Here is a 23,556-nt window from a genome sequence, read left to right as displayed (position 1 = left end):
GCGGCGGGCCGGATCAGGCGGGGATTGCCGCCGTCAGACGAAAGCTGAGCGCCTCGGCCAGGTGCGGGCGGCGGACGCTGTCGTCCCCGTCGAGATCGGCAATGGTGCGGGCCACGCGCAGGATGCGGTGATAGCCGCGCGCCGAGAGGCCAAAGCGCTCCGCCGCCCTGATGAGCAGCGCGCGACCCTCGGCATCCGGCGCGGCGATCTCTTGCAGCAGACGGCCCTCGGCGTCGGCGTTCTGGCGGGCCTGCGGGTGGCCGGCGAACCGAGCCGCCTGCACCGCGCGGGCGTCGGCGACGCGGGCGGCGACAGTTGCCGAGCTTTCGCCATTGGCGGGCAGGTCGAGATCGGCAAAGGCCACCGGCGGCACCTCGACCCGCAGGTCGAACCGGTCCATCAGCGGCCCCGATATGCGGCCGAGGTAGTCGGCGCCGCATTGCGGCACCCGGGCGCAGGCGCGGGCCGGGTCCGAGAGATAGCCGCATTTGCAGGGGTTGGCGGCGGCCACCAGCAGAAAGCGGCAGGGATAGGTGACATGGGCATTGGCGCGGGCGACCATCACCTCGCCGCTCTCGATCGGCTGGCGCAGGGTCTCCAGAACGGTGCGCGAAAACTCGGGAAACTCGTCCATGAACAGCACGCCGTTGTGCGCCAGGCTGATCTCGCCCGGCCGGGCGCCGCGGCCGCCGCCGACGATGGCGGCCATCGAGGCGGTGTGATGCGGCTCGCGGAACGGCCGGGTGCGGCTGATACCGCCCTCCTCCAGCACACCGCAGAGCGAGTGGATCATCGAGGTTTCCAGCGCCTCGGCTGGGGTGAGCGGCGGCAGCAACCCGGGCAGCCGCGCGGCGAGCATGGATTTGCCCGACCCTGGGGTGCCCACCAGCATCAGGTGATGGCGGCCCGCCGCGGCGATCTCCAGCGCGCGCTTGGCGCGTTCCTGGCCCTTGACGTCGCAGAGATCGCGGTCGGCGGGCGCCTCTTTCACCTCGCCCGGCTCGGCGGGCGGGATCGCAGCCTGGCCGGTGGCGTGGCGGATCACCGCGCCGAGGCTGTCGGCGCCGATCACCTGGCAATCGCCGACCCAGGCGGCCTCGGCGCCGCAGCCGGCCGGGCAGATCAGGCCGCGCCCCTCCTCGGCGGCGGCCATGGCGGCGGGCAGCGCGCCGGGCACCGCGATCAGTGAGCCGTCGAGCGACAGCTCTCCCAGCGCCACGGCGGTCTCGGCGGCGTCATCGGGGATGATGCCCAGCGCGGCCAGCAGCGCCACCGCGATCGGCAGGTCGAAATGGCTGCCCTCCTTGGGCAGGTCGGCAGGCGAGAGGTTGACGGTGATGCGTTTGGCCGGCAGCGCGATGGCCAGCGCGCTGAGCGCGCTGCGCACCCGGTCGCGCGCCTCGGACACCGCCTTGTCGGGCAGACCGACGATGGCGAAGGCGGGCAGACCGGCGGTGACGGCGCATTGCACCTCGACCAGCCGGGCCTCGACCCCCTGGAAGGCGACGGTATAGGCGCGTGAGACCACGGGTGCGGACCCCATGTGAGGACGGTTGTCCGACCATCGCTAGCGGTCGCGTGGTTTAGAAAGGGTTAACGGCGCCGCGAGGGGCGCCGCTGGATCGGGGCAGTCCGGCAGGCCGGAAGGGATCAGTCGGCAATCGGCCAATCGGTCGAGGCCAGGCTGCAGGCATAGGGTTCGGGGTCATAGGTGACCTCTTGCGCCTGCCGCCGCCAGGCCCGCACCGCCGGGTCGGAGAGCAGCGCCGTGCAATAGGCGCGCGCGTCCTCGCCGACCGCCAGGTCATAGCCGATGATCCGGGCCGCCACCGGGGTGTAGAACACATCGGCCAGGCTGTAGCCGCCGAAAAGCCAGCCTTCGGCGGCGCCGGAGACGGCGCGGGCATGGCTCCAGAGGGTTTCCAGCCGCGCCAGATCGGCCTGGACCGCGGGGGAGGGGGCAAAGCCGATGTACTGGCGCTGGAACTGCATCGGGCAGTCGGCGCGCAGGGCGGCAAAGCCGGTCGCCATCTCGGCGCAGAGCCAGCGGGCGGCGGCGCGGGCGGCGGCGTCCCCGGGCCAGAGCCCGGCGTCGGGGTGCCGTTCGGCGAGCGTTTCGGCCATGGCCAGCGTTTCGCCCACCACCGTGCCCTCGGGCGTGCGCAGCACCGGCACCAGCCGCGCCGGCGCCAGCGGCGCGAGATCCCGGGCCATGGTGCCGCCGTAGAGGCCCACCATATGGGTGCGGCAGGGGAGGCCGAATTTCTCGAGCATCAGCCAGCCGCGCAGCGACCAGCTGGAATACATCCGGTCGCCGAGGAAAAGATCATAGGTCATGGGCGCAACCTAGACCGGGCGCGCGCCCCGCGCCCAACGACGTTTTGTGCAGCCCTTCGTCACGGGATGTGATTGATCCGGCCCACGTTCCAGACGGTGCCGTCCCGGCCGATCTCGGTAACCGACAGATTGTCGATGCGGTGGCCGAAGGCCTGCGTGGAGTCGAGCGCCAGCGCCCGCTGGATCTGGGTCACGATCACGCCGAAATGGGCCACCACGATCAGATCGCCGCCGACATGTTCGGCGATCAGCGCGTCGATGGCGGCGTCGACCCGGGCACGGACCTGATGCCAGCTTTCGCCGCCGGGGGGGCGGGTCTCGCCGGGGGTGTCCCAATAGGCGCGGGCTCGCCCGGGGTCTTCGGCCTCGATGTCGCGAAAACTGCGCAGCTCCCAACTGCCGAAATTGATCTCGCGCAGCGCCCGGCGATGCGGCAGGCGCCGGCGCGCGCCCTGAATCGCGTCGGCGGTGGCGGCGGCGCGGGACAGGTCCGACGAGACCACCACCGCCCGCTCCGGCAGATGCGCCGACAGCCGGGAGAGGGCGGCGGTGTCGGACAGATCGGCGGGCAGGTCGGACCAGCCGACCATGCCCCTGGCATGGGTGGGGCCGTGGCGGACCAGATGCAGGCGGGTCATGGCAACGCCCCCTTCAGCACGTTGGGCAGGCCGGCGACCACCTGCACCACCAGACCGGCGCGGGCGGCCAGCGCGATGTTCAGCCGGCCCTGCGCCTCGCGGAACCGGCGCGACAGCGCATCGGCGGGCACGATGCCCTGGCCGACCTCGTTGGAGACGACGATGACCCGGGCCGGACAATCCGTCAGCGCGTCCAGCAGCCGCGCCTCGGCGGCGGCCAGATCGCCGTCCCGCATCAGCTGGTTGCTGAGCCAGAAGGTCGCGCAATCGAACAGGCACACGCAATCGTGATCCAGCGCGGCCAGCACCGGCGCGGGGTCGAGCGGCGCCTCGTGGGTGATCCATTCGGCGCCGCGACGGGCGCGATGGGCCTTGACCTTATGGCGCATTTCCTCGTCGAGGGCCTCGCCGGTGGCCAGATAATGCGCGGACAGGCCGGATTCCAGGGCCAGCGCCTCGGCGAATTCGGATTTGCCGGAGGCCGCGCCACCGAGTATGAATATGAGTCCCGAAGACATGTTTTGCCTTTTGTGATCCGCCATGGACCGGCATGCGTAGCACGATCATGCCGCCAGACAAGATGCGGCACCGAATTAGGCTGAGTTAAGGGGGAAGAGATGGCACAGGTTTGGACCGACGACAAATCGCTGTCGCGCCGCGCGATGAAGGCAGAGCTGCTGGACGCCGAGACCGAGCTCAGGCTGGCCTATGCCTGGCGCGATCAGCGTGACGAGGCGGCGCTGCACCGGCTGATCACCGCCTACATGCGGCTGGCGATCTCGATGGCGTCGAAATTCCGCCGCTATGGCGCACCGATGAACGACCTGATCCAGGAGGCTGGCCTCGGTCTGATGAAGGCCGCCGACAAGTTCGACCCCGATCGCGGTGTGCGGTTTTCCACCTATGCGGTCTGGTGGATCAAGGCCAGCATCCAGGATTACGTGATGCGCAACTGGTCGATGGTGCGCACCGGCTCGACAAGCAGTCAGAAATCGCTGTTCTTCAACATGCGCCGGGTTCAGGCCAAGCTGGAGCGCGAGGCCGCCGCGCAGGGCGAGGTTCTGGACCGGCACCAGCTGCATCACATGATCGCAACCGAGATCGGCGTGCCGCTGCGCGATGTCGAGATGATGGAGGGGCGGCTCGCCGGGTCGGACTTCTCGCTCAACGCGGTGCAGTCGGCCGACGAGGACGGCCGCGAATGGATCGACACGCTGGAGGATGACAGCGCCCAGAGCGCCGAACTGGTCGAGGACAGCCATGACACCGCCCGGCTGCGCGACTGGCTGGTCGAGGCGATGCAGGCGCTGAACGCCCGCGAGCGGCTGATCGTGCGCGAGCGCAAGCTGCGCGACGAGCCGAGGACGCTGGAAAGCCTTGGAACCGAGCTGGGCCTGTCGAAAGAGCGGGTGCGCCAGCTTGAGGCGGCGGCGTTCCAGAAGATGCGCAAGAGCCTTGAAGCCCGCTCGCGCGAGGTGCAACACTTCCTCGTATGACGAGATTTCTGATCGTTCTGAGTCTGACGCTCATTGTCAGCAGTGTCAGGGCCGTCCCGACCGGGGCGGCCTCTTTGCCTGCGGATGCGCTGGCGGCGATGGCGGGCGCCGATGTGGTGCTGCTGGGCGAGATCCACGACAACCCGGCGCATCACCGGCTCCAGGCCGAGGCGGTCTCGGCGCTCGCGCCCCGGGCCGTGGTCTGGGAAATGCTGACCGCCGAGGCGGCGGCAAGACTGGACGCGGCGGTGATCGGCGATCCGGCGGCGCTGGCGGCGGCGACTGATTGGGAAACCTCCGGCTGGCCGCCGCTGCAGCTCTATCTGCCGGTGTTCCGGGCGGCGGCGGGGGCGTCGCAATACGGCGCGCTGGTGCCGCGCAGCGCCGCGCGCGAGGCGATGGAAACCGGCGCCGCGGCAGCCTTTGGCGCAGAGGCCGCGCGGTTCGGCCTGACCGTGCCGCTGGGGGCCGCCGAACAGGCCGCGCGCGAGGCCGATCAGATGGAAAACCATTGCAACGCCATGCCCGCAGAGATGCTGCCGATGCTGGTCGCGATCCAGCGGCTGCGCGACGCCGTGCTGGCGCGGGCGGTGTTGCGGGCGCTGGACGAGACCGGCGGGCCGGTGGTGGTGATCACCGGCAACGGTCATGCCCGCGCCGATCGCGGCGTGCCGGTCTATCTGCGCCGGGCTGCGCCGGACGTTTCGCTCTATAGCCTCGGCCAGTCCGAGGCGGGGCAGATCGCGGGCGCGTTCGACGCGGTGCTGGACGGCCCCGTGACCGAGCGCCCCGATCCCTGCGCTGCCTTCACCAAGGGCGGCTGAGCCGCGCAATCTCCTCTGGCGGATCGGGCCGCGCTTGCCTAGGCTTGGGCGCGGCCGGACGGTCCGGCGCGGAACGGGAGACGAGGGATGCTGGCGAACAGGCGCATTCTGCTGATCATCGGCGGCGGCATCGCCGCCTACAAGTCGCTGGATCTGATCCGCCGGTTGCAGGATCAGGGCGCGCAGGTGACCCCGGTGCTGACCCGGGGCGGCGAGCAGTTCGTCACGCCGCTGTCGGTCTCGGCGCTGGCGGGCAACAGGGTTTACCGCGATCTCTTCGATCTCACCGACGAGGCCGAGATGGGGCATATCCAGCTTTCGCGCAGCGCCGATCTGGTGGTGGTGGCCCCGGCGACGGCCGACCTGATGGCCAAGATGGCGGCCGGGCTTGCCGACGATCTGGCCTCGACCCTGCTTCTGGCGACCGATACCCCGGTGCTGCTGGCCCCGGCGATGAATGTCCGGATGTGGGAGCATCCGGCGACCCGGCGCAACCTGTCGCAGCTGGTCCAGGACAGGATCGCCGTCGTCGGGCCGAATGACGGCGCGATGGCCTGCGGCGAGTTCGGCCCCGGCCGCATGGCCGAACCCGCCGAGATCGTCGCGGCAATCGAGGGGCAGCTTTCCGGCGGGCCGCTGGCGGGAAAGCGCATCGTCGTGACCTCGGGGCCGACCCATGAGCCGATCGACCCGGTGCGCTATATCGCCAACCGCTCCTCCGGCGCGCAGGGCACGGCGATCGCCGCGGCGCTGGCCGCCCTGGGCGCGCAGGTGGTCTTTGTCACCGGCCCGGCCGATGTGCCGCCGCCGCAGGGGGTCGAGGTGGTGGCGGTGGAGACCGCGCAGCAGATGCTGGCGGCTGTCGTGGCGGCGCTGCCTGCTGACGCGGGCGTCTTTGCCGCCGCAGTGGCCGACTGGCGCGTCGCCAGCGCCTCTGACCGCAAGCTGAAGAAAAGCCGCGATGGCATGCCGGTGCTGGAGTTCGCCGAGAACCCCGACATCCTGAAAACCGTGTCGCACCTGGACGAGGGGCGCCCGCGGCTGGTGGTGGGGTTTGCCGCCGAGACCGACGACGTGATCGAGAACGCCGCCGCCAAACGCGCGCGCAAGGGCTGCGACTGGATCGTCGCCAATGACGTGCGCCCGGCGACCGGCATCATGGGCGGGACCGAAAACGCGGTGACCCTGATCACCGAGGCGGGCAGCGAGGACTGGCCGCGCATGGGCAAGGCGGCGGTGGCCGACCGGCTGGCGCGGCGCATCGCGGCGGCGCTGGCCGATTAGGCCGGGCGGCGCAGACAGGAACCAGAACAGGACAAGGGGCCATCGCAAATGGTTGCAATCCGGGTGATCCATGACACCGAGGCGGACCGGGACGTGCCGCTGCCCGGCTATGAAACGCCGGGGGCGGCGGGCGCCGACCTGCGCGCCAATTTTCCCGACCGGGGCGGGATCGAGCTGGCGCCGGGGGCGCGGGCATTGGTGCCCACGGGTCTGAGGATCGAGATCCCGGACGGCTACGAGGTGCAGATCCGACCGCGCTCGGGCCTGGCGCTGAAACACGGGATCACCCTGCCCAACAGCCCCGGCACCATCGACAGCGATTATCGCGGCCCGCTGGGGGTGATCGTGATGAACGCAGGAAGCGAGCCGTTTCGCATCGCCCACGGCGACCGCATCGCCCAGATGGTCGTGGCCCCGGTGGTGCAGGCGCGCTTTGAGCTGGCCGGCGATCTGTCCGAGACCGCGCGCGGCGCCGGCGGTTTTGGCTCGACGGGGCGGCGCTGATGCTGCTGGTTCTGGTTCTGGCTGCCGCGCTCTGGGCCATCGGCTGGGCCGCCGGGCTGCCGCATCGGCTGCGCTGGGCGATGGTCGGGCTGCTTTATCTCGCGGTTATCGCGCTGCATCTGGTTTTGCCCGAGGGGCACGCGCTGCGGCTGGCGACCGGGAAATCCCCGGCGCTCTGGCTGATGCTGGGCGGCGCGGCGCTGATCGCGCTGGTCTATGGCCGGGGCGTGCGCGCGCTGAAGCGTCGGGCCGGGGCCAGGCGAGAGACACAGGCCACGCCGGCGCCAAAACCGGGCACCTTCTCCGAGGCCGAGCTGAACCGCTATGCCCGCCACATCGTGCTGCGCGAGCTGGGCGGGCCGGGGCAGAAGCGGTTGAAACAGGCGCGGGTCCTGGTGATCGGGGCGGGGGGGCTCGGCTCGCCGGCGCTGCTCTATCTCGCGGCCGCCGGGGTCGGCACCATCGGGGTGATCGACGATGACGCGGTCGACGGCTCCAACCTGCAGCGGCAGGTGATCCACACCGAGGCGCGGATCGGCACGCCAAAGGTGTTCTCGGCCGAGCTCGCGATCCGCGCGCTCAACCCCCATGTCGCCATCCGCCCCTATCACCGCAGGCTGGACGAGGAGATCGCCGGCGAGCTTTTCGCCGACTACGATGTGATCCTCGACGGCACCGACAATTTCGCCTCCCGCTACCTCGCCAACCGCACCGCCGTGGCACAGGGCAAGCCGCTGATCTCCGGCGCGCTGGCGCAGTGGGAGGGGCAGGTGAGCGTCTTTGACCCGGCCCGGGGCGCGCCCTGTTACCAGTGCATCTTTCCGCAGGCGCCGGCGCCCGGCCTTGCCCCCTCCTGCGCCGAGGCGGGGGTGATCGCGCCGCTGCCCGGCGTGGTGGGCGCGATGATGGCGGTCGAGGCGGTCAAGGTCATCGCCGATGCCGGCGCACCGCTGCGCGGCCAGATGCTGATCTATGACGCGCTTTATGGCGAGACGCGCAAATTCGCGCTGAAACGGCGCGCGGACTGCCCGGTTTGTGGCGGGATCGTCGCGCAATCGTAGAGAGGCGATTGGGCTGCGCCGCTTCACCGGCTGCCCCACAGAACAGGCCGCGCAAGCGCCGGACCGCCCCCACGGACCGGCACTTGCCCGGCGGCCTTCGGCCTTGAGACCGCGCCGGGATTTCTTCTGAAACACGGATTTCTGCTGAAGCAATCGCAAGGGTCATAACCGCCCCTAGACATTCCCCGCACACTGCATAGCTTGCAAAGGCAAAGGAGACCCCGATGAACAATCCGATCCTGTCCGACTGGAACGCCCCGTTCCGGATCGCCCCCTTCGACGCCATGTCCGACGAGGATTTCGCCCCGGCGCTGGAGCTGGCGCTGGCCGCCCACCGCGACGAGATCGCGGCGATCACGGAAAACCCCGAGCCGCCCACATTCGCCAATACCATCGAGGCGCTGGAGGCGGCGGGCAAGGCGCTGGACAAGGTGCTGTCGGTGTTCTTCACCGTGACGGGGGCGGACAGCAACCCGGCGCGCGAGGCCTTGCAACGCGACTTCTCCCCCAAGCTGGCCGCGCATTATTCCGAGATTTCCGCGAACACCGCGCTGTTCGCCCGTGTCGCCGATCTCTGGGCGCGGCGCAATGCGCTGGGGCTGAGCCCGGAACAGGCGCGGGTGCTGATGCTCACCCATCGCGGTTTCGTCCGCGCCGGCGCCGCGCTGGAGGGCGAGGCGGCCGATCGGATGAAACAGATCAAGGCCCGGCTGGCGACGCTGGGCACGCGGTTCACCCAGAACCTGCTGGCTGACGAACGCGGCTGGCGGATGCACCTCTCCGAAGACGATCTCGAGGGGCTGCCCGATTTCGTGATCCGGACCGCCCGCATGGCGGGCGAGGAAAACAGCCTGGGTGGGCCGGTGATCACGCTGTCACGCTCGCTGATCGTGCCGTTCCTGCAATTCTCGCCCCGCCGCGACCTGCGGGAAACCGCCTGGCGCGCCTGGGCCGCGCGCGGCGCCGGTGGCGGCGAGACCGACAACCGGGAGGTCGCCGCCGAGATCCTCAAGCTGCGCGAAGAGCGGGCGTGGCTGCTGGGCTACGACAATTTCGCCGCCTACAAGCTGGAAACCGAGATGGCCAAGACGCCCGAGGCGGTCAGGGATCTGCTGATGCAGGTCTGGCAGCCCGCCAAGGCGCAGGCCGAGGCCGATGCCCGGATATTGACCGGCATGATGCGCGAGGATGGCCTCAACGGCGATCTGGAACCCTGGGACTGGCGTTATTACGCCGAGAAACGGCGCCGGGCCGAGCACGATCTCGATGAGGCGGCGTTGAAACCCTATTTCCAGCTCGACCGGATGATCGAGGCGGCCTTCGCCTGCGCGACGCGGCTGTTCGGGCTGGAGTTCGCGCCGCTCGACGTGCCCCTCTATCACCCCGATTGCCGGGCCTGGGAGGTGACGCGGCAGGGCGCGCATGTGGGTGTCTTCATCGGCGACTATTTCGCCCGCGGCGCGAAACGCTCGGGCGCCTGGTGCAGCGCCATGCGGTCCCAGGCGAAATTCCCCGAGGCGCAGGCGCCGGTGGTGATCAACGTGTGCAACTTTGCCAAGGGCGATCCGGCACTGCTGTCCCATGACGATGCGCGCACACTGTTCCACGAGTTCGGCCACGCGCTGCACCAGCTTTTGTCGGATGTGACCTATGAGAGCATCTCGGGCACATCGGTTGCGCGCGATTTCGTCGAACTGCCGAGCCAACTGTACGAACACTGGCTCGAAGTCCCCGAAGTGCTGTCCGAATTCGCCACCCATGTGGAGACCGGCGCGCCGATGCCGGATGCGATGCGCGACAAGCTGCTGAAGGCCGGGAATTTCGACATGGGGTTCCAGACCGTGGAATATGTCGCCTCGGCCCTGGTCGATCTGGCCTTTCACGAGGGGGCGGCCCCCGCCGATCCGATGGCGAAACAGGCCGAGGTGCTGGCCGACATCGGCATGCCGCACGCTATCGGGATGCGCCATGCCACGCCGCAATTCGCCCATGTCTTTTCCGGCGACGGCTACAGCTCGGGGTACTACAGCTACATGTGGTCCGAGGTGATGGACGCCGACGCCTTCGCCGCCTTCGAGGAGGACGAGGATGCCTTCGACCCGGCCCGCGCCGAGGCGCTGGAACGCTTCATCCTTTCTGCCGGCGGCTCGCAGGAGCCTGAAGAGCTCTACATCGCCTTCCGCGGCCGTCTGCCGGGGGTGGAGGCCCTGCTCCGGGGCCGTGGCCTCGCGGCGGCGTGACCCGGGAGGAGTATAATGTCTTCTGCGGCGGGCTGCCCGCCAGCACCCATGTGGTGCAATGGGGCGGCTCGGACGTGTGGAAGGTGGGTGGCAAGGTCTTCGCCATCTGCGGCTGGGGCGAGGGCGGGCGCGCCGCCTTCACCTTCAAGGTGACCGAGCTGGGGTTCGAGGTGTTGACGGGTATGCCGGGGTTGCGCCCGGCGCCCTATCTGGCGTCGCGCGGGCTGAAATGGGTGCAGCTTTACGGTGACCCCGGTCTGCCGGATGCCGAGCTGGAGCGCCATATCGCTGCCTCGCATGAGATGATCGTGGCCGGCCTCACGCGGAAGAAACGGGCCGAGCTCGGGCTCTGAGCGCGGCAGGCGGCGGGGACCGCTCGCCTCAGTAGCCCAGGGACCGGTTCACCAGATGCAGCAGCGGCGCGCCCACCTCGCCGCGGCGGACGTTCTCGGCAATGACTTCCGAGGCGGTGGCGGGCCGGGTTTCCGAGGCGATATGCGGGGTGACCGTCACCTTCGGGTGGGCCCAGAACGGGTGCTCGGGCGGCAGCGGTTCGGTGCGGAAGGTGTCGAGCGTGGCATGGCCCAGATGGCCGCTGTCGAGGGCGGCGAGCAGCGCGTCGTCGTCGATCAGCGGGCCGCGGCCGGGGTTCAGCACCACGGCGCCCCGTGGCATCTGCGCGATGGTGGCGGCGTTCAGCACGTTCTGCGTCGCCGGCGTGTCGGGCAGCAGCAGCACCAGAATGTCGGCGGTGGAGAGCGCCTGTGTCAGCCCCTCGTCGCCGGACAGGCAGGTGATCCCCTCGACCGACTTGGCGCTGCGGCTCCAGCCGGTGACGGGAAAGCCCAGACCCGCCAGCGCCTGACCGCAGGCGCAGCCGAGCGTGCCGAGGCCCAGGATGCTCACCCGCCGGTCCTGTGCCAGCGGCGGGGCGGCGGGGGTCCACACCCCGTTCTGGCCGAGGATATGCGCGTCCATGCCCAGATGATGGCGCAGCACATGACCGGTGACCCACTCCACCATGCCCTGGGTCAGCCCGTGATCGACCATCCGGGCCAGCGGCACGGTCAGGGTGGGGTTGCCGATCACCGTCTCGATCCCGGCCCAGAGGCTCAGCACTGCCTTCAGTCGCGGGAACTGGATGAAATCGTGGTCGGTGGCGCCGCCGGGGGCATAGACGATGTACTCGACCTTCTCTGCCGGCAGATCCTCGCCCAGCCGGAAATCGAGGCCGGTGGCCTCCAGCGCGCGGCTCAGCGGCGCCTGATATTCGGACCAGCGTTTCGGGGTGGAGAGAAAGAGAACATTGGTGGTCATAGGGCTTTCCGTATCAGTGGGAACCGCGGGGGCGGTGGACATGCGCGCTCTGCACGATGCCGAAGGCGGCCATCAGCACCAGCATGGCAGAGCCGCCATAGCTGACCATCGGCAGCGGCACCCCGACCACCGGCGCCAGCCCCATCACCATCGACATGTTCACGGCGAAGAACAGAAAGAAGGTGACGGCGATGCCCAGCGTGACCAGCGACGAGAACCGGTCGCGCGCGCCCAGCGCCGAGGCGATGCAGAACAGGATGATCAGCGCGTAGAGCGTCAGCAGCGATATGCCGCCGATGAAACCGAACTCTTCGGCCAGCGTTGTGAAGATGAAGTCGGTATGTTTCTCGGGCAGGAAGTTGAGCCGCGATTGCGTGCCCTGCATGAACCCGCGCCCGGCCCAGCCGCCCGAGCCCAGTGCGATCTTGGACTGCGTGATGTGATAGCCGGCGCCGAGCGGGTCGCTGCCGGGGTCGAGAAAGGTGTCGATGCGGCGGTACTGGTAATCCTTGAGCATCTGCCAGGGGGTGCCGCGCGACTCGAACACCGCCGTCACCAGCCCGATGCCGGCGGCGATCACGGCGGCGAAATAGGCCCAGTGCACCCCGGCCAAGAACATCACCGCGCCGCCCGCCGCCAGCAGCAGGATCGAGGTGCCCAGATCCGGTTGCTTGAGAACCAGCGCGGTGGGAATGAGGATGAACAGCACCGGCAGCAGCACCCAGAGCGGGCGCGAGGTACGTTCCGCCGGCAGCCAGTCGTAATAGGCCGCCAGCAGCATCACCAGCGTGATCTTGGTCAGTTCCGAAGGTTGCAGGCGCATGAAGCCCAGGTCGATCCAGCGCTGCGCCCCCATGCCGACCGATCCGAACAGTTCGACCCCGATCAGCAGTATCACCGACAGCCCATAGGCCAGCGCCGCCATGTTGCGCCAGAACCAGATCGGCACCATGGCGACCGTCAGCATCACCGCGAATCCCAGCGCAAAGCGCTTGATCTGCGGCTCGGCCCAGGGCGAGAAGGAGCCGCCGGCAACCGAATAGAGCATCAGCACGCCGACACCGGCGACCGAGATCAGCAACAGCGCCAGCGGCCAGTTCAGGTAGAGCACCTTGCGCAGCCCCGAGGGCGTGGATTTGACCCGGTATTCCAGATAGCTCATGCGCGGCCGCTCTGTTCCTGTTGGGCGCGCAGCCGCTCGCGGTGCAGCCGCTCCTGCTGCGCCTTGATCCGGTTGCGGTCCTTGGACGGGTAGGCGGCAAGCGGCGGGGTGTCGCCGTAGAGCGCCTGCAGCATCACGTCGCGCGCGACCGGTGCCGCCGCCGACGAGCCGCCGCCGCCATGTTCGATCACCACCGTGACGGCGTATTTCGGCTTGTCATAGGGGGCGAAGCAGACAAAGAGCGCATGGTCCCGCCGGTCCCAGGGCAGATCGGCATTGCTGGTCACCCCGGCGGCGCGTTCGGCCGCGGTGATGTTGCGGACCTGGCTGGTGCCGGTCTTGCCGGCCATGCGGAAGGTGTCCTCGATGATGCGGCTGCCGTAGGCGGTGCCGCGCCGGTCGTTCGAAACCGCGTACATCGCCCGGCGCAGGGTCCGCAGATTGTTTTCGTTCACCCCCAGCGGCTCGCCTTCGCCGCCGGGCTGTTCGATCCCGTCGATCGACTTGATCAGGCGGGGCATGATGTTGCGCCCGGTGGCCAGCCGCGCGGTCATCACCGCCAGTTGCAGCGGCGAGGCCAGCGTATAGCCCTGGCCGATTGCGGCGTTGGCGGTGTCGCCGATCAGCCATTCCTTGCCGTGCACGCGTTGTTTCCACGCCCGGTCCGGGGCGAGGCCGGCGGCCACAGCCGACATCGGGATATCATGCCGCTCGCCCAGGCCGAAGCGCCGCGCCATGGCCGAGATCTTGTCGATCCCCACCTTGAGAGCGAGATCGTAGTAATAGACGTCGCAGCTTTGCTTGAGCGAGTTCTGCAGGTCCACATGGCCATGCCCGCCCCGGCGCCAGCAGTGAAATCGGCGGCCCGACACCTCCAGGTAGCCGGGGCACCAGACGGTGTCGTCGGGGCCGATCAGCCCCTCTTCCAGCGCGGCCATGGCGGTGATCATCTTGAAGGTCGAGCCGGGCGGATAGACCCCCTGCACGGATTTCGACGCCAACGGGCGATGCAGATCCTCGGTCAGCGCGCGGTAATCGGCGACCGAGATGCCCCGCACGAAAAGGTTGGGATCGAAGCTGGGCGCGGAGGCGATGGCGCGCAGATCGCCGGTCTCGCAATCGATCACGACGGCGCTGGCGCTCTCATCGCCCAGCCGGGCCTGGACATATCCCTGAAGTTCGGCGTCGACGCTCAGTTGCAGATCGGCGCCCGGCTGTCCCTCGCGCCGGTCGAGCTCGCGCATCACCCGGCCAGTGGCGTTGACCTCGACCCGCTTGGCGCCGGCCTTGCCGCGCAGCATGTCCTCGCGCCGGGCCTCCAGCCCGACCTTGCCAATCTGGAAGCGCGGAATCCGCAGCACCGGTTCGGGATCCTCGATCCTGCTGAGATCGTAATCCGAGACCGGGCCGACATAGCCGATCACATGGGCAAAATCCGCCCCCCGCGGATAAACGCGGGTCAGCCCGACCTCGGGGGTGATGCCGGGCAGGGCGGGGGTGTTGACCGCGACCCTGGAGATTTCCGCCCAGTCGATCCGGTCGGCCAGGGTGACCGGCAGGAACGGCGGGCTGCGCTGCATCTCGGCGCGGGCGCGCTCCAGATCCTCCGGATCGAGCGTGATCAGCCCGGAGAGCTTGTCCAGCACCTGATCCACGTCGCCGGCATCCTCGCGCACGATGACGATGCGATAGCTCTGCACGTTTTGGGCCAGCACATTGCCGTTGCGGTCGAAGATCTTGCCGCGGGCTGGCGGGATCAGCCGAATATTGATCCGGTTCTCCTCGGCCAGCAGGCGAAACTGATCGGCCTGCTCGACCTGAAGATAGCGCATCCGCATCGCCAGCCCGCCGGCAAAGGCCAGTTGCAGCCCGCCCAGCAACAGCGCCCGGCGGCCGGAGACCCGGTTCAGCAGGTCCAGTTCGCGGGGATTGCGCCTCATGCCCGTCCCCCCATCGCCTCGGCATCGCCGTGCGCCAGCTTGCGCACGCCCATCAGCGACTGGGTCACCAGCACCACCAGCGGATAGGCCAGCATGGTCATCGCCATCTGGATCAGGCTGAGGCTGAGCTGAGCCTGTTCAACCGACAGCACCCCCAGCACCAGGCGGTTCAGGACGGTGATCGCCAGCAGCGTCAGGCAGACCGCCAGCCATTCGCCGGCAAAGCTTGCCTCGCGCAGCCCGCCGGCGCGGGTCTTGAGGTATTCGCTGCCCAGCACCGCCAGCAGCGCCATCAGCCCCGGCGGGCGCTGGAACAGCAGGTCGGCCATAAGCATCACCGCCGCGATGCTGACGGCGGGGGCGTAATCGGGCCGCCGCAGGCACCAGGCAAAGGCCGCCGCGATCAGCAGATCCGGCGGCGCCCAGCGGCGCGGCAGGGTGTCGAGCGGGATCAGGTGAAAAAACATGATCAACAGCGCCAGCCCCAGAAAGGCCGCGCGCATCAGCCACAGACGCGAGGGCGACATGCTATCCATCGCTGCCCCTCCCGCCGGTGCCCTCCGGGGTGCCGGGCGTCGCCGCCTCGGCCGCCGCCCCGGTCGCCGGCAGGACCAGCCCGCCGGGGTCAGAGACGGTCTCGGCGCCGTGGTGGCGCAGCACGCGCAGGAACTCCAGCCGTTCGTAATCGGCGGCCAGCCGCACCCTCAGCCGCCCGGTGGGGTCGGCGGCGACCTGGCCGATCAGCAGCCCGGCGGGAAACACCCCGCCATCGCCCGAGGTGATCACCCGGTCACCGGGGCGGACCAGATCGGGGTTTTCGAGGAAATCGATCAGCGGCGCCGCGGTGTTGTTGCCGGTGACCAGCGCGCTCTGCCCCGACGGCTGTATGGTCGCCGGGATCGAGCTGGAGGCGTCGGTCAGCAGGATCACCCGGGCGGTGTTGCGGCCGGTTCCCGAGATGCGTCCGACCAGGCCGATCCCGTCCATCGCCGCCCAGCCGTCGCGGATGCCGTCGCGGGCGCCCACGTTCAGCAGCACCGACTGCCGGAACGGAGAGCCGCTGTCGGCCAGCACCACCCCGGTGATGAAGGTCAGACGCGGATCGAGCCGCACGTTGTTGAGATCAAGCAGCCGGGCGTTTTCCTGTTCGAGCTGCAGCGCCGCCTCTTTCCAGGCCTTCATCTGGCGCAACTCGCGGCGCAGTTCCTGGTTCTGTTCGGCCAGCCGCTGGTAGCTCTGGAAATCGCGGATCAGGTTGATCGTGCCGGTGACCGGCGCCATCGCCCAGTCCATCGACGGCACCACGCGGTCGACCACCTGTGCGCGAAACCGTTCCACCCGCGGGCTGTCGATCCGCCAGACCAGAAAGATACCCAGCAGACACAGAACAATGATCCCCAGCACCAGCCGGCGCAGGGGGCCTGTGTAATCGTCGCGCTGTGAGCGGTCCCTGGCCAATGGCGTCCTTCCGTCACAAGTCGCAGCCACGCGCGGCGGCCGGACAAAGGGTGCGCCCCCTAGCTGTCGTAGTCAATCGCGTGGCGGAGCTGCTTTTCGTATTCCAGCGCCTTGCCGGTGCCCAGGGCCACGCAGTTGAGGCTTTCGTCGGCGATGGAGACGGCCAGCCCGGTCTGCTCGCGCAGCGCCAGGTCCAGATCGCCCAGCAGGGCGCCGCCGCCGGTCAGCATCACGCCGCGGTCCACGATGTCGGCGGCCAGGTCCGGCGGCGTGGTTTCCAGCGCGGTCATCACCGCCTCGCAGATCTGCTGCACCGGTTCGGCCAGCGCCTCGGCAATCTGCGCCTGGCTGACCTCGATCTCCTTCGGCACGCCGTTCAGCAGGTCGCGGCCACGGATCTGCATCGAGGTGCCGCGGCCGTCATCGGGCATCCGCGCGGTGCCGATTGTGGTCTTGATGCGCTCGGCGGTGCTTTCGCCGATCAGCAGGTTCTGCTGGCGCCGCAGATAGGCGATGATCGCCTCGTCCATGCGGTCGCCGCCGACCCGGACCGAGCGGGCATAGACGATGTCGCCCAGCGACAGCACCGCAACCTCGGTGGTGCCGCCGCCGATATCCACGACCATGTTGCCGGTGGGATCGGTGATCGGCATGCCGGCGCCGATCGCCGCGGCGATCGGTTCGGCGATCAGGCCCGCGCGGCGGGCGCCGGCCGACAATACCGACTGGCGGATCGCGCGCTTTTCAACCGGGGTGGCGCCATGGGGCACGCAGACGATGATCTTGGGTTTCGAGAAGGTCGAGCGTTTGTGCACCTTGCGGATGAAATGCTTGATCATCTCCTCGGCGGTGTCGAAATCGGCGATCACGCCTTCGCGCATCGGCCGGATCGCCTGGATCGAGCCGGGCGTGCGGCCCAGCATCAGCTTGGCGTCCTCGCCGACCGCCAGCACCTTCTTGACGCCATCCTTGATGTGATAGGCGACCACAGACGGCTCTGACAGGATGATGCCGCGTCCCTTGACGTAGACAAGGGTGTTCGCCGTACCGAGGTCGATCGCCATGTCCGAGGTGAACAAGCCGCCGAAATTTCCAAACACCGACATTTATGTGCGATCCTGTAGAGTACTGCGCGTTGGTCCACGACTCCCGGAGGAGCCGGACCCTTGCCTTATAGGCGGCTGCGGACATGCGCGAAAGGGCGGATTCAGGCGTCGGGGATGGATTCGGCGACAGCAGCGCGTTTCCGCCTGCGCCGCAGGCTGGACAAAGGGGAAACTCCGGTTCCCCGTCACCCCCGTCATCCCCGCGCAGAGGGGAACGGGGGCCGTGAATCGAACCGGCGCGATCCTCGGTTTGATTCGCGCCGGCACGGGGCGGTTAACTCACGTCCTTGTAGGACACTTCGCGCGCATCGGTGCCCGGGCCGGTCTTTTCCCGGCGCACCAGAAGCCGGTTCAGCGCATTCACATAGGCGCGGGCCGAGGCCACCACGGTGTCGGTATCGGCCGACTGTCCGGTGGCGATCACGCCGTCCTCTTCCAGCCGCACGCTGACGGTGGCCTGGGCATCGGTGCCCTCGGTCACGGCGTGCACCTGATAGAGTTGCAGCCGCGCCTCGTTGGGATAGAGCGCGCGCACCGCCTTGAAGGTGGCGTCGACAGGGCCGTCGCCATGCTCGGTGGCGATCGCCTCCTTGCCGTCGATCTCCATCTCCAGCGTCGCCTCGGCCGGCCCGCCGGTGCCGCAGAGCACCTTGAGCGACACGATCTGCAGCCGGTCGTCGGTCTGGTCCGCCGTGGTGCCGACCAGCGCGATGATGTCCTCGTCATAGACCTCCTTCTTGCGGTCGGCCAATTCCTTGAACCGCACGAAGATGTCCTTGAGTTGGTTGTCACCGACCTCATGGCCGAGTTGCTTGAGCTTGTCGCGCAGCGCGGCGCGCCCGGAATGCTTGCCCATCACCAGGTTGGACGCGGTCAGGCCGACATCCTCGGGGCGCATGATCTCGAAGGTTTCGGCGTTCTTCAGCATGCCGTCCTGGTGGATGCCGCTCTCATGGGCAAAGGCGTTCTTGCCGACGATCGCCTTGTTGTACTGCACCGGAAAGCCGGAAACGGTCGAGACCCGGCGCGAGATGTGCATGATCTTGGTGGTGTCGACGCCGGTGGTCCAGGGCAGGATGTCGTGGCGCACCTTCAGCGCCATCACCACCTCTTCCAGCGCGGTGTTGCCGGCGCGTTCGCCCAGCCCGTTGACGGTGCATTCGATCTGCCGCGCGCCGCCTGCGACGGCGGCCAGCGCGTTGGCGGTCGCCATGCCCAGATCGTTGTGGCAATGGGTGGCAAAGATCACGTCATCGGCGCCGGGCACCGTCTCGATCAGACGCCGGATCAGCGAGGCGCTTTCCTCCGGGGCGGTGTAACCCACGGTATCGGGGATGTTGATGGTGGTCGCACCGGCCTTGATGGCGATCTCGACCACGCGGCAGAGATACTCCCATTCGGTCCGGGTGGCGTCCATCGGCGACCATTGCACGTTGTCGCAGAGGTTGCGGGCGTGGCTGACCGTTTCGTGGATCTTCCCGGCCATCTCGTCCATGGTCAGGTTCGGGATGGCGCGGTGCAGCGGCGAAGTGCCGATAAAGGTGTGGATACGCGGCTGGGCGGCGTGTTTCACCGCCTCCCAGCAGCGGTCGATATCGGTCAGGTTGGCGCGGGCCAGCCCGCAGATCACCGAATTGCGCGAATTGGCCGCGATCTCGCTGACCGCCTTGAAATCGCCCTCAGAGGCGATCGGAAAGCCGGCCTCGATGATGTCCACGCCCATCTCGTCGAGCAGGCCGGCGATCTCCAGCTTCTCGTCATGGGTCATGGTGGCGCCGGGGCTCTGTTCGCCATCACGCAAAGTGGTATCGAAGATCAAGACGCGGTCTTGTTCGGGTACGTTCGTCATTCTGGTATCTTTCGTATCTGTCCTAAAGCCTATGGCGCGCAGGCATCCTCCTCTGAGCGGGCGCGCCGAATGGCACGCTCAGAGGCGGATTAGGATCAGTAGGCCACGCAGCGACGCGCCGCAAAACGCGGGAGCGGTCGGGATATGTGCCTGGCTGGTCATGCGGCGCAATCTATACCCGGATGCCGGCGATTGAAAACCCAAAATGACCGTCCGCGCGGATTTCCTGCACGCGCCCATGCGGCAGGGGCAGGCACCGGTGCCGTTCGAAAATAGTTAGCCATTGATGTAACTATTGAGGAGTGTTTATACTTAGTCGTATGGATAACAATATTGCCGCCCTCGATTCCGTCTTTCATGCACTTGCCGATCCGACCCGCCGGGCCGTCGTCCAGCAGCTCGCGCGCGGACCCGCATCGGTGAGCGAGCTGGCCAGGCCGTTCGACATGGCCCTGCCGTCCTTCCTGAAGCACATCGGCGTGCTCGAGGCGTCGGGCCTGATCGGGTCGGAGAAATCGGGCCGGGTGCGCACCTGCAGGCTCAAGCGCCGGAGGCTGGCGGCGGCGGAGCGATGGTTCGAAGAGCAGCGGGCGCTCTGGGCGGGCCGCTACGACAATCTGGACAACCTGCTCGAGACTTTGAACGGAGGAGAAAATGAAAGCTGATCTGCAATTTGATTTCCTTGTGGACGAGGAAAACCACACCATGACCATTACCCGGGAATTTGCCGCGAAACGGCAATTGGTCTGGGACTGCTATACGAAAAGCGAACTGCTCGACCGGTGGTTCGCGCCCAAACCCTTCACCACGAAAACCAAATACATGGAGTTCCGCGAGGGCGGACACTGGCACTATGCCATGGTCGATCCGGAAGGGCTGGAATACTGGGCGCGGCTGGACTATCGGACGATCGTTCCAATCGACAGCTATTCCGCGCTCGACGGGTTCAGCGACGAAACCGGCGCGCTGAACCCGGATCTGCCGAGGTCGCGGTGGGATGTATGCTTCACCGATGCGTCAGGGCATTCCATCGTGCGGACAGTGGTCACCTATGCCTCGGCCGAAGATCTCGAAACGGTCGTCGCCATGGGCATGGAGGCGGGGCTGACCTCCACGCTGGAGCGGCTTGATGAGCTGCTTGCCGTCCTGAACGGGTAGGCATTGGTCACCCGGATTGTCCGTTGGGGGGCGGGTTTTGGTCCCGATTGGCCGAATTGCCCTTTTTGATCCAAGTCAGATTGCACGTCATTCGATTATGTTAATCCCTAAGGCATCTTTCCCGTGTGCGGTCGTTCCGGTCCTGACCGGGCGGCCCGCATGGGGAGAGGCGCGCTCCGATCCGCAGGGCGTGACATGCAGGCTGCGGTGGGGGAGCCGGGGCCACCACTCAGGAGGAAAGACAGATATGGCGCATGTGGTTGTTCTGGGTGCCGGTTTGGGCGGCACGATCCAGGCCTATGAACTCAAGGAGACTCTGGGCCGGGATGACAAGGTCACGGTGATCTCGAACAAGCCCTACTTCCAGTTCACGCCATCCAACCCCTGGGCCGGGGTCGGCTGGCGCAAGAAGGACGATATCACCATCGACCTCGCCCCGGTGATGGAGCGGCGGGGGATCGAGTTCATCTGCGATGGGGCGGTCAGGCTGGACCCCAAGGCCAATACCATCCAGCTCGAAAGCGGCCGCGCGGTCAGTTACGACTATCTGGTCATCGCCACCGGCCCCGATCTGGCCTTTGACGAGATCGAGGGGTTCGGCCCCGACCACCACACCCATTCGGTCTGCCATATCGAACATGCGGCGGCGTCGGGCGACAAGTGGGAGGCGTTCTGCGCCAATCCCGGCCCCATTGTGGTGGGCGCGGTGCAGGGCGCGTCCTGTTTCGGGCCGGCCTATGAATACGCCATGACCATCGACACCGACCTGCGCCGGCGCAAGATCCGCGACAAGGTGCCGATGACCTTCGTTACCCCGGAACCCTACATCGGCCATCTCGGCCTCGGCGGGGTGGGCGACACCAAGGGGATGCTGGAAAGCATCATGCGCGAGCGGTCGATCCGCTGGATCACCAACGCCAAGACCGACAGGTTCGAGGCCGACAAGGTGCATGTCACGGAATGTGACGAGGACGGAAACCCGAAGAAGCAACACGAGATCCCCTTCACCTATTCGATGCTGCTGCCCGCCTTCCGCGGCATCCCGGCGCTGATGGGGATCGAGGGGCTGGTCAATCCGCGCGGCTTCGTCATCGTCGACGAGCATCAGCGCAACCCGGCCTATCCCAATATCTTCGGTATCGGCGTCTGCATCGCCATCGCGCCGAAGGAGCCGACCCCGGTGCCCACCGGCGTGCCGAAGACCGGCTTCATGATCGAATCCATGGTCACCGCCACGGCGCACAACATTCCGCTGATCCTCAAGGGCGAGGAGCCGCGCGAGGTGGCCACCTGGAACGCGCTGTGCCTGGCCGATTTCGGCGACGGCGGCGCCGCCTTCCTGGCAATGCCGCAGAACCCGCCGCGCAACGTCAACTGGGCCGCCAAGGGGCGCTGGGTCCACTGGGCCAAGCTGGCCTTTGAGTGGTATTTCATGCGCAAGGTGCGCCGCGGCGTGAGCGAGCCGTTCTACGAGAAGTTCATCATGCGGTTCATGAAGATCACCAAGCTGAAGGAAGGCAAGGGCTGAGGCCCGGCCCGCTCGCGGCGGTGTAAGGCGGCGGAAAAGCGAATTCCGGCATGCCGCGTTGCGCGTGTGCCGGGAGCTGGTCCGCTTTGCAATCACTCCCTTTTGGTCATGGTCAGCTTCGAGCCCAAAGTTCCTGATGCCGCATGGCGTGCGGATGTCGGCGTTAAGAAAGGCGGAAAATCCTTGGTGGGCGGAGTTGGGAGGCGCTCACCTGCTCACCCGGAAGCCAACCACCGAATGTCGGGTCATGCCATGTTTCGTGTATCGGCATCTCGCAAGGGCAAAACTTCGTGAAACTTTCCGCTCGAAGTGAATTCCAGCGCCTCCTGGCTTTCTCGCACCACGACGTGTTCCAAACCGTTATCGCGAAACACCCGTTTCACCGACGCGATGACCTCCTCAAAGACAAGCCCTGCCGCAGCCTCGTTGGCAACTTGCGCGCGCACTTCGAAATCTCTCTCGCTGGTCTGGACCAGCTGGACACGCTGGGCATGGTCGTGCTCCAGATCGAAGACGAGCGGCGACAGCGTCACCTCACCCACACGAATGAGAGTCGCCTGGCGTCCCTCCACCTCAAAACTGCGAAACGGCGAGCCACAGGCGCAGGGGTCTTCGTAGTATCGCACACAGTCGCCGAGAACATATCGGATGAAGGGTTGAACCTCGTTGGCAAGCACCGTCAGGAGCGCGTTCGCTGACAACGTGCCATCTGGAACGGGCTGCATCGCCTCGTCGACCGCTTCGAGGATGACCCAGTCTTCGTTTACGTGCTTCCGCCCGTGGCTGCACTCAAACGACAGCGCCAGGCACTCGGTGCACCCATAGGGATCGGCAATGCCGTATTTCAGCGAGGGGAAGGCCCGCACGACCCGCTCGCGGAGATCATCCGTGAGCGTCTCGCCTCCCGTCGTGAAGAGCGCAGGCGCGATCCGCAGCCGTCCGGCCTCCTTTTCCCGGACAAGGATGGTCAGCATGCTGGGGTAGGTCACGATCCAGGCGACGTTCGGGATCGCATTGAGCCTGTCGACGAGCCGGTCGATCGGCTGCTCGGCCTCGATGAAGGTCAACCCCAGTCCCCTTGCCAAGGCCGGGTTGAGCCGTTGCACCAGCTTGTTGAACCCGTTACCGGCGAAGTGACCGTTCCCGCCGGTGATCGTCACCCGCACGCCGAGCTTGCGGACGTCTCGGATGAGCTTCCAATGGTACCATTCGAAGCGTGCCATCATAATTCCATAGGCATATTCGACGAACGATGAGGGCAAGACGATGACCGCGGGCTCGCCGGATGTCCCGGAGGTCTGGAATACGGCGACATCGTCGATCGGCACACCCGCATTCCCGATGTCCCGGAGATGCTCGCGGACCCTTTCGAGGGGAAGAGAACGGATCGTCAGCCATTCATCGAATTCCCTCATGAGATCGGGTTTGCGCGTCACCGGCAAGTCGCGGAGCTCGATCTCGCTTGATGGTCGCAGATCTGCGTAGAGCCTGCGGAACAAGGGAGAGTCGCGCCGCGCCTTTTCCACAAGGCGCCTTAGTTTGCGAAGTTGCCTCGCTTCAATACGCTTCCGTCCGTCCCAGCCTGTCCAAAGCCCGCCGGCGAAGTATCCCATTGCTCTAAGAAGGCTGAAACGCATATCTGCTGCCGATGCTC

At 67.5% G+C, this 23,556-nt stretch carries 22 protein-coding genes; 10 read left to right on the top strand and 12 right to left on the bottom strand.

Annotation, left to right across the window (positions count from 1 at the left end; genetic code table 11):
• Positions 1 to 13 precede the first annotated feature (13 nt).
• The 4 genes from E1832_RS19095 to cobU all read right to left on the bottom strand — a co-directional run bounded on the left by E1832_RS19095 (position 14) and on the right by cobU (position 3,493).
• The gene (locus E1832_RS19095) at positions 14 to 1,528 is read right to left on the bottom strand and encodes a YifB family Mg chelatase-like AAA ATPase (protein ID WP_133361557.1); all 1,515 of its coding nucleotides are present in this window, start codon (positions 1,526 to 1,528) and stop codon (positions 14 to 16) included.
• A gap of 122 nt (positions 1,529 to 1,650) precedes the next feature.
• Positions 1,651 to 2,337, bottom strand: coding sequence for a glutathione S-transferase (locus E1832_RS19090; RefSeq protein WP_133361375.1), 687 nt, complete (start codon positions 2,335 to 2,337; stop codon positions 1,651 to 1,653).
• 59 nt (positions 2,338 to 2,396) lie between these two features.
• Positions 2,397 to 2,975, bottom strand: a complete 579-nt coding sequence (locus E1832_RS19085; RefSeq protein WP_133361374.1) for a histidine phosphatase family protein — start codon at positions 2,973 to 2,975, stop codon at positions 2,397 to 2,399.
• Positions 2,972 to 3,493 carry a bifunctional adenosylcobinamide kinase/adenosylcobinamide-phosphate guanylyltransferase gene (gene cobU / locus E1832_RS19080; RefSeq protein ID WP_133361373.1) on the bottom strand — a complete coding sequence of 174 codons (522 nt, stop codon included), beginning with the start codon at positions 3,491 to 3,493 and terminating at the stop codon, positions 2,972 to 2,974. Before cobU ends, E1832_RS19085 begins: the two co-directional genes overlap by 4 nt.
• Positions 3,494 to 3,592: 99 nt before the next feature.
• Between cobU and E1832_RS19075 the strand changes: the two genes are divergently transcribed.
• The 7 genes from E1832_RS19075 to E1832_RS19045 all read left to right on the top strand — a co-directional run bounded on the left by E1832_RS19075 (position 3,593) and on the right by E1832_RS19045 (position 10,737).
• Entirely contained in the window at positions 3,593 to 4,471 is an 879-nt protein-coding gene (locus tag E1832_RS19075; protein ID WP_133361372.1) for an RNA polymerase factor sigma-32, read from the top strand.
• On the top strand, positions 4,468 to 5,295 hold the full coding sequence (locus E1832_RS19070) for a ChaN family lipoprotein (protein ID WP_133361371.1): 828 nt from the start codon (positions 4,468 to 4,470) through the stop codon (positions 5,293 to 5,295). Before E1832_RS19075 ends, E1832_RS19070 begins: the two co-directional genes overlap by 4 nt.
• Before the next feature lie 87 nt (positions 5,296 to 5,382).
• Positions 5,383 to 6,579, top strand: a complete 1,197-nt coding sequence (gene coaBC, locus E1832_RS19065) for a bifunctional phosphopantothenoylcysteine decarboxylase/phosphopantothenate--cysteine ligase CoaBC (RefSeq protein ID WP_133361370.1) — start codon at positions 5,383 to 5,385, stop codon at positions 6,577 to 6,579.
• Between the two features lie 48 nt (positions 6,580 to 6,627).
• Entirely contained in the window at positions 6,628 to 7,083 is a 456-nt protein-coding gene (gene dut, locus E1832_RS19060; RefSeq protein WP_133361369.1) for a dUTP diphosphatase, read from the top strand.
• Entirely contained in the window at positions 7,083 to 8,144 is a 1,062-nt protein-coding gene (locus E1832_RS19055) for a HesA/MoeB/ThiF family protein (protein ID WP_133361368.1), read from the top strand. Before dut ends, E1832_RS19055 begins: the two co-directional genes overlap by 1 nt.
• Positions 8,145 to 8,368: 224 nt before the next feature.
• On the top strand, positions 8,369 to 10,384 hold the full coding sequence (locus tag E1832_RS19050) for a M3 family metallopeptidase (protein WP_133361367.1): 2,016 nt from the start codon (positions 8,369 to 8,371) through the stop codon (positions 10,382 to 10,384).
• The gene (locus E1832_RS19045) at positions 10,381 to 10,737 is read left to right on the top strand and encodes an MmcQ/YjbR family DNA-binding protein (RefSeq protein WP_133361366.1); all 357 of its coding nucleotides are present in this window, start codon (positions 10,381 to 10,383) and stop codon (positions 10,735 to 10,737) included. The genes E1832_RS19050 and E1832_RS19045 overlap by 4 nt, the downstream gene beginning before the upstream one ends.
• 28 nt (positions 10,738 to 10,765) lie before the next feature.
• On the opposite strand, the gene E1832_RS19040 is transcribed toward E1832_RS19045, so the two are convergent.
• From E1832_RS19040 to E1832_RS19010, 7 genes are all read right to left on the bottom strand, one after another.
• Positions 10,766 to 11,701: a 2-hydroxyacid dehydrogenase gene (locus tag E1832_RS19040; protein ID WP_133361365.1), complete on the bottom strand. Its 936-nt coding sequence runs from the start codon at positions 11,699 to 11,701 to the stop codon at positions 10,766 to 10,768.
• Between the two features lie 13 nt (positions 11,702 to 11,714).
• On the bottom strand, positions 11,715 to 12,863 hold the full coding sequence (gene rodA, locus E1832_RS19035; RefSeq protein WP_133361364.1) for a rod shape-determining protein RodA: 1,149 nt from the start codon (positions 12,861 to 12,863) through the stop codon (positions 11,715 to 11,717).
• The gene (mrdA, locus tag E1832_RS19030) at positions 12,860 to 14,803 is read right to left on the bottom strand and encodes a penicillin-binding protein 2 (RefSeq protein WP_133361363.1); all 1,944 of its coding nucleotides are present in this window, start codon (positions 14,801 to 14,803) and stop codon (positions 12,860 to 12,862) included. The genes rodA and mrdA overlap by 4 nt, the downstream gene beginning before the upstream one ends.
• Positions 14,800 to 15,339, bottom strand: a complete 540-nt coding sequence (locus E1832_RS19025) for a rod shape-determining protein MreD (protein WP_133361362.1) — start codon at positions 15,337 to 15,339, stop codon at positions 14,800 to 14,802. The genes mrdA and E1832_RS19025 overlap by 4 nt, the downstream gene beginning before the upstream one ends.
• Positions 15,332 to 16,261 (bottom strand): rod shape-determining protein MreC, encoded by a 930-nt coding sequence (mreC, locus tag E1832_RS19020; protein WP_133361361.1) that lies wholly within the window; start codon positions 16,259 to 16,261, stop codon positions 15,332 to 15,334. The genes E1832_RS19025 and mreC overlap by 8 nt, the downstream gene beginning before the upstream one ends.
• 59 nt (positions 16,262 to 16,320) lie before the next feature.
• Positions 16,321 to 17,367, bottom strand: a complete 1,047-nt coding sequence (locus E1832_RS19015; protein WP_133361360.1) for a rod shape-determining protein — start codon at positions 17,365 to 17,367, stop codon at positions 16,321 to 16,323.
• A gap of 274 nt (positions 17,368 to 17,641) precedes the next feature.
• Positions 17,642 to 19,216, bottom strand: coding sequence for a 2-isopropylmalate synthase (locus tag E1832_RS19010; RefSeq protein WP_133361359.1), 1,575 nt, complete (start codon positions 19,214 to 19,216; stop codon positions 17,642 to 17,644).
• Between the two features lie 320 nt (positions 19,217 to 19,536).
• Between E1832_RS19010 and E1832_RS19005 the strand changes: the two genes are divergently transcribed.
• The 3 genes from E1832_RS19005 to E1832_RS18995 all read left to right on the top strand — a co-directional run bounded on the left by E1832_RS19005 (position 19,537) and on the right by E1832_RS18995 (position 21,902).
• Positions 19,537 to 19,881 (top strand): ArsR/SmtB family transcription factor, encoded by a 345-nt coding sequence (locus E1832_RS19005; protein ID WP_133361358.1) that lies wholly within the window; start codon positions 19,537 to 19,539, stop codon positions 19,879 to 19,881.
• Positions 19,871 to 20,374, top strand: a complete 504-nt coding sequence (locus E1832_RS19000) for an SRPBCC family protein (RefSeq protein ID WP_133361357.1) — start codon at positions 19,871 to 19,873, stop codon at positions 20,372 to 20,374. Before E1832_RS19005 ends, E1832_RS19000 begins: the two co-directional genes overlap by 11 nt.
• 247 nt (positions 20,375 to 20,621) lie before the next feature.
• On the top strand, positions 20,622 to 21,902 hold the full coding sequence (locus E1832_RS18995; RefSeq protein WP_133361356.1) for an NAD(P)/FAD-dependent oxidoreductase: 1,281 nt from the start codon (positions 20,622 to 20,624) through the stop codon (positions 21,900 to 21,902).
• A gap of 245 nt (positions 21,903 to 22,147) precedes the next feature.
• On the opposite strand, the gene E1832_RS18990 is transcribed toward E1832_RS18995, so the two are convergent.
• Entirely contained in the window at positions 22,148 to 23,539 is a 1,392-nt protein-coding gene (locus tag E1832_RS18990) for a phenylacetate--CoA ligase family protein (protein ID WP_245514050.1), read from the bottom strand.
• Positions 23,540 to 23,556 lie beyond the last annotated feature (17 nt).

It is taken from the genome of Antarcticimicrobium luteum (assembly GCF_004358185.1).
Taxonomy (GTDB): domain Bacteria; phylum Pseudomonadota; class Alphaproteobacteria; order Rhodobacterales; family Rhodobacteraceae; genus Antarcticimicrobium; species Antarcticimicrobium luteum.
The sequence above is the reverse complement of the archived record's forward strand: the minus strand, read 5'-3'. Positions and strand labels throughout refer to the sequence as shown.

What these genes read in the sequence shown, in the direction of transcription:
- E1832_RS19090 (WP_133361375.1), bottom strand. Translation starts at nt 2,337, where the DNA reads ATGACCTATGATCTTTTCCTCGGCGACCGGATGTATTCCAGCTGGTCG.
- E1832_RS19085 (WP_133361374.1), bottom strand. Translation starts at nt 2,975, where the DNA reads ATGACCCGCCTGCATCTGGTCCGCCACGGCCCCACCCATGCCAGGGGC.
- cobU (WP_133361373.1), bottom strand. Translation starts at nt 3,493, where the DNA reads ATGTCTTCGGGACTCATATTCATACTCGGTGGCGCGGCCTCCGGCAAA.
- E1832_RS19075 (WP_133361372.1), top strand. Translation starts at nt 3,593, where the DNA reads ATGGCACAGGTTTGGACCGACGACAAATCGCTGTCGCGCCGCGCGATG.
- E1832_RS19070 (WP_133361371.1), top strand. Translation starts at nt 4,468, where the DNA reads ATGACGAGATTTCTGATCGTTCTGAGTCTGACGCTCATTGTCAGCAGT.
- coaBC (WP_133361370.1), top strand. Translation starts at nt 5,383, where the DNA reads ATGCTGGCGAACAGGCGCATTCTGCTGATCATCGGCGGCGGCATCGCC.
- dut (WP_133361369.1), top strand. Translation starts at nt 6,628, where the DNA reads ATGGTTGCAATCCGGGTGATCCATGACACCGAGGCGGACCGGGACGTG.
- E1832_RS19055 (WP_133361368.1), top strand. Translation starts at nt 7,083, where the DNA reads ATGCTGCTGGTTCTGGTTCTGGCTGCCGCGCTCTGGGCCATCGGCTGG.
- E1832_RS19050 (WP_133361367.1), top strand. Translation starts at nt 8,369, where the DNA reads ATGAACAATCCGATCCTGTCCGACTGGAACGCCCCGTTCCGGATCGCC.
- E1832_RS19040 (WP_133361365.1), bottom strand. Translation starts at nt 11,701, where the DNA reads ATGACCACCAATGTTCTCTTTCTCTCCACCCCGAAACGCTGGTCCGAA.
- rodA (WP_133361364.1), bottom strand. Translation starts at nt 12,863, where the DNA reads ATGAGCTATCTGGAATACCGGGTCAAATCCACGCCCTCGGGGCTGCGC.
- mrdA (WP_133361363.1), bottom strand. Translation starts at nt 14,803, where the DNA reads ATGAGGCGCAATCCCCGCGAACTGGACCTGCTGAACCGGGTCTCCGGC.
- E1832_RS19025 (WP_133361362.1), bottom strand. Translation starts at nt 15,339, where the DNA reads ATGGATAGCATGTCGCCCTCGCGTCTGTGGCTGATGCGCGCGGCCTTT.
- E1832_RS19015 (WP_133361360.1), bottom strand. Translation starts at nt 17,367, where the DNA reads ATGTCGGTGTTTGGAAATTTCGGCGGCTTGTTCACCTCGGACATGGCG.
- E1832_RS19010 (WP_133361359.1), bottom strand. Translation starts at nt 19,216, where the DNA reads ATGACGAACGTACCCGAACAAGACCGCGTCTTGATCTTCGATACCACT.
- E1832_RS19005 (WP_133361358.1), top strand. Translation starts at nt 19,537, where the DNA reads ATGGATAACAATATTGCCGCCCTCGATTCCGTCTTTCATGCACTTGCC.
- E1832_RS19000 (WP_133361357.1), top strand. Translation starts at nt 19,871, where the DNA reads ATGAAAGCTGATCTGCAATTTGATTTCCTTGTGGACGAGGAAAACCAC.
- E1832_RS18995 (WP_133361356.1), top strand. Translation starts at nt 20,622, where the DNA reads ATGGCGCATGTGGTTGTTCTGGGTGCCGGTTTGGGCGGCACGATCCAG.
- E1832_RS18990 (WP_245514050.1), bottom strand. Translation starts at nt 23,539, where the DNA reads ATGCGTTTCAGCCTTCTTAGAGCAATGGGATACTTCGCCGGCGGGCTT.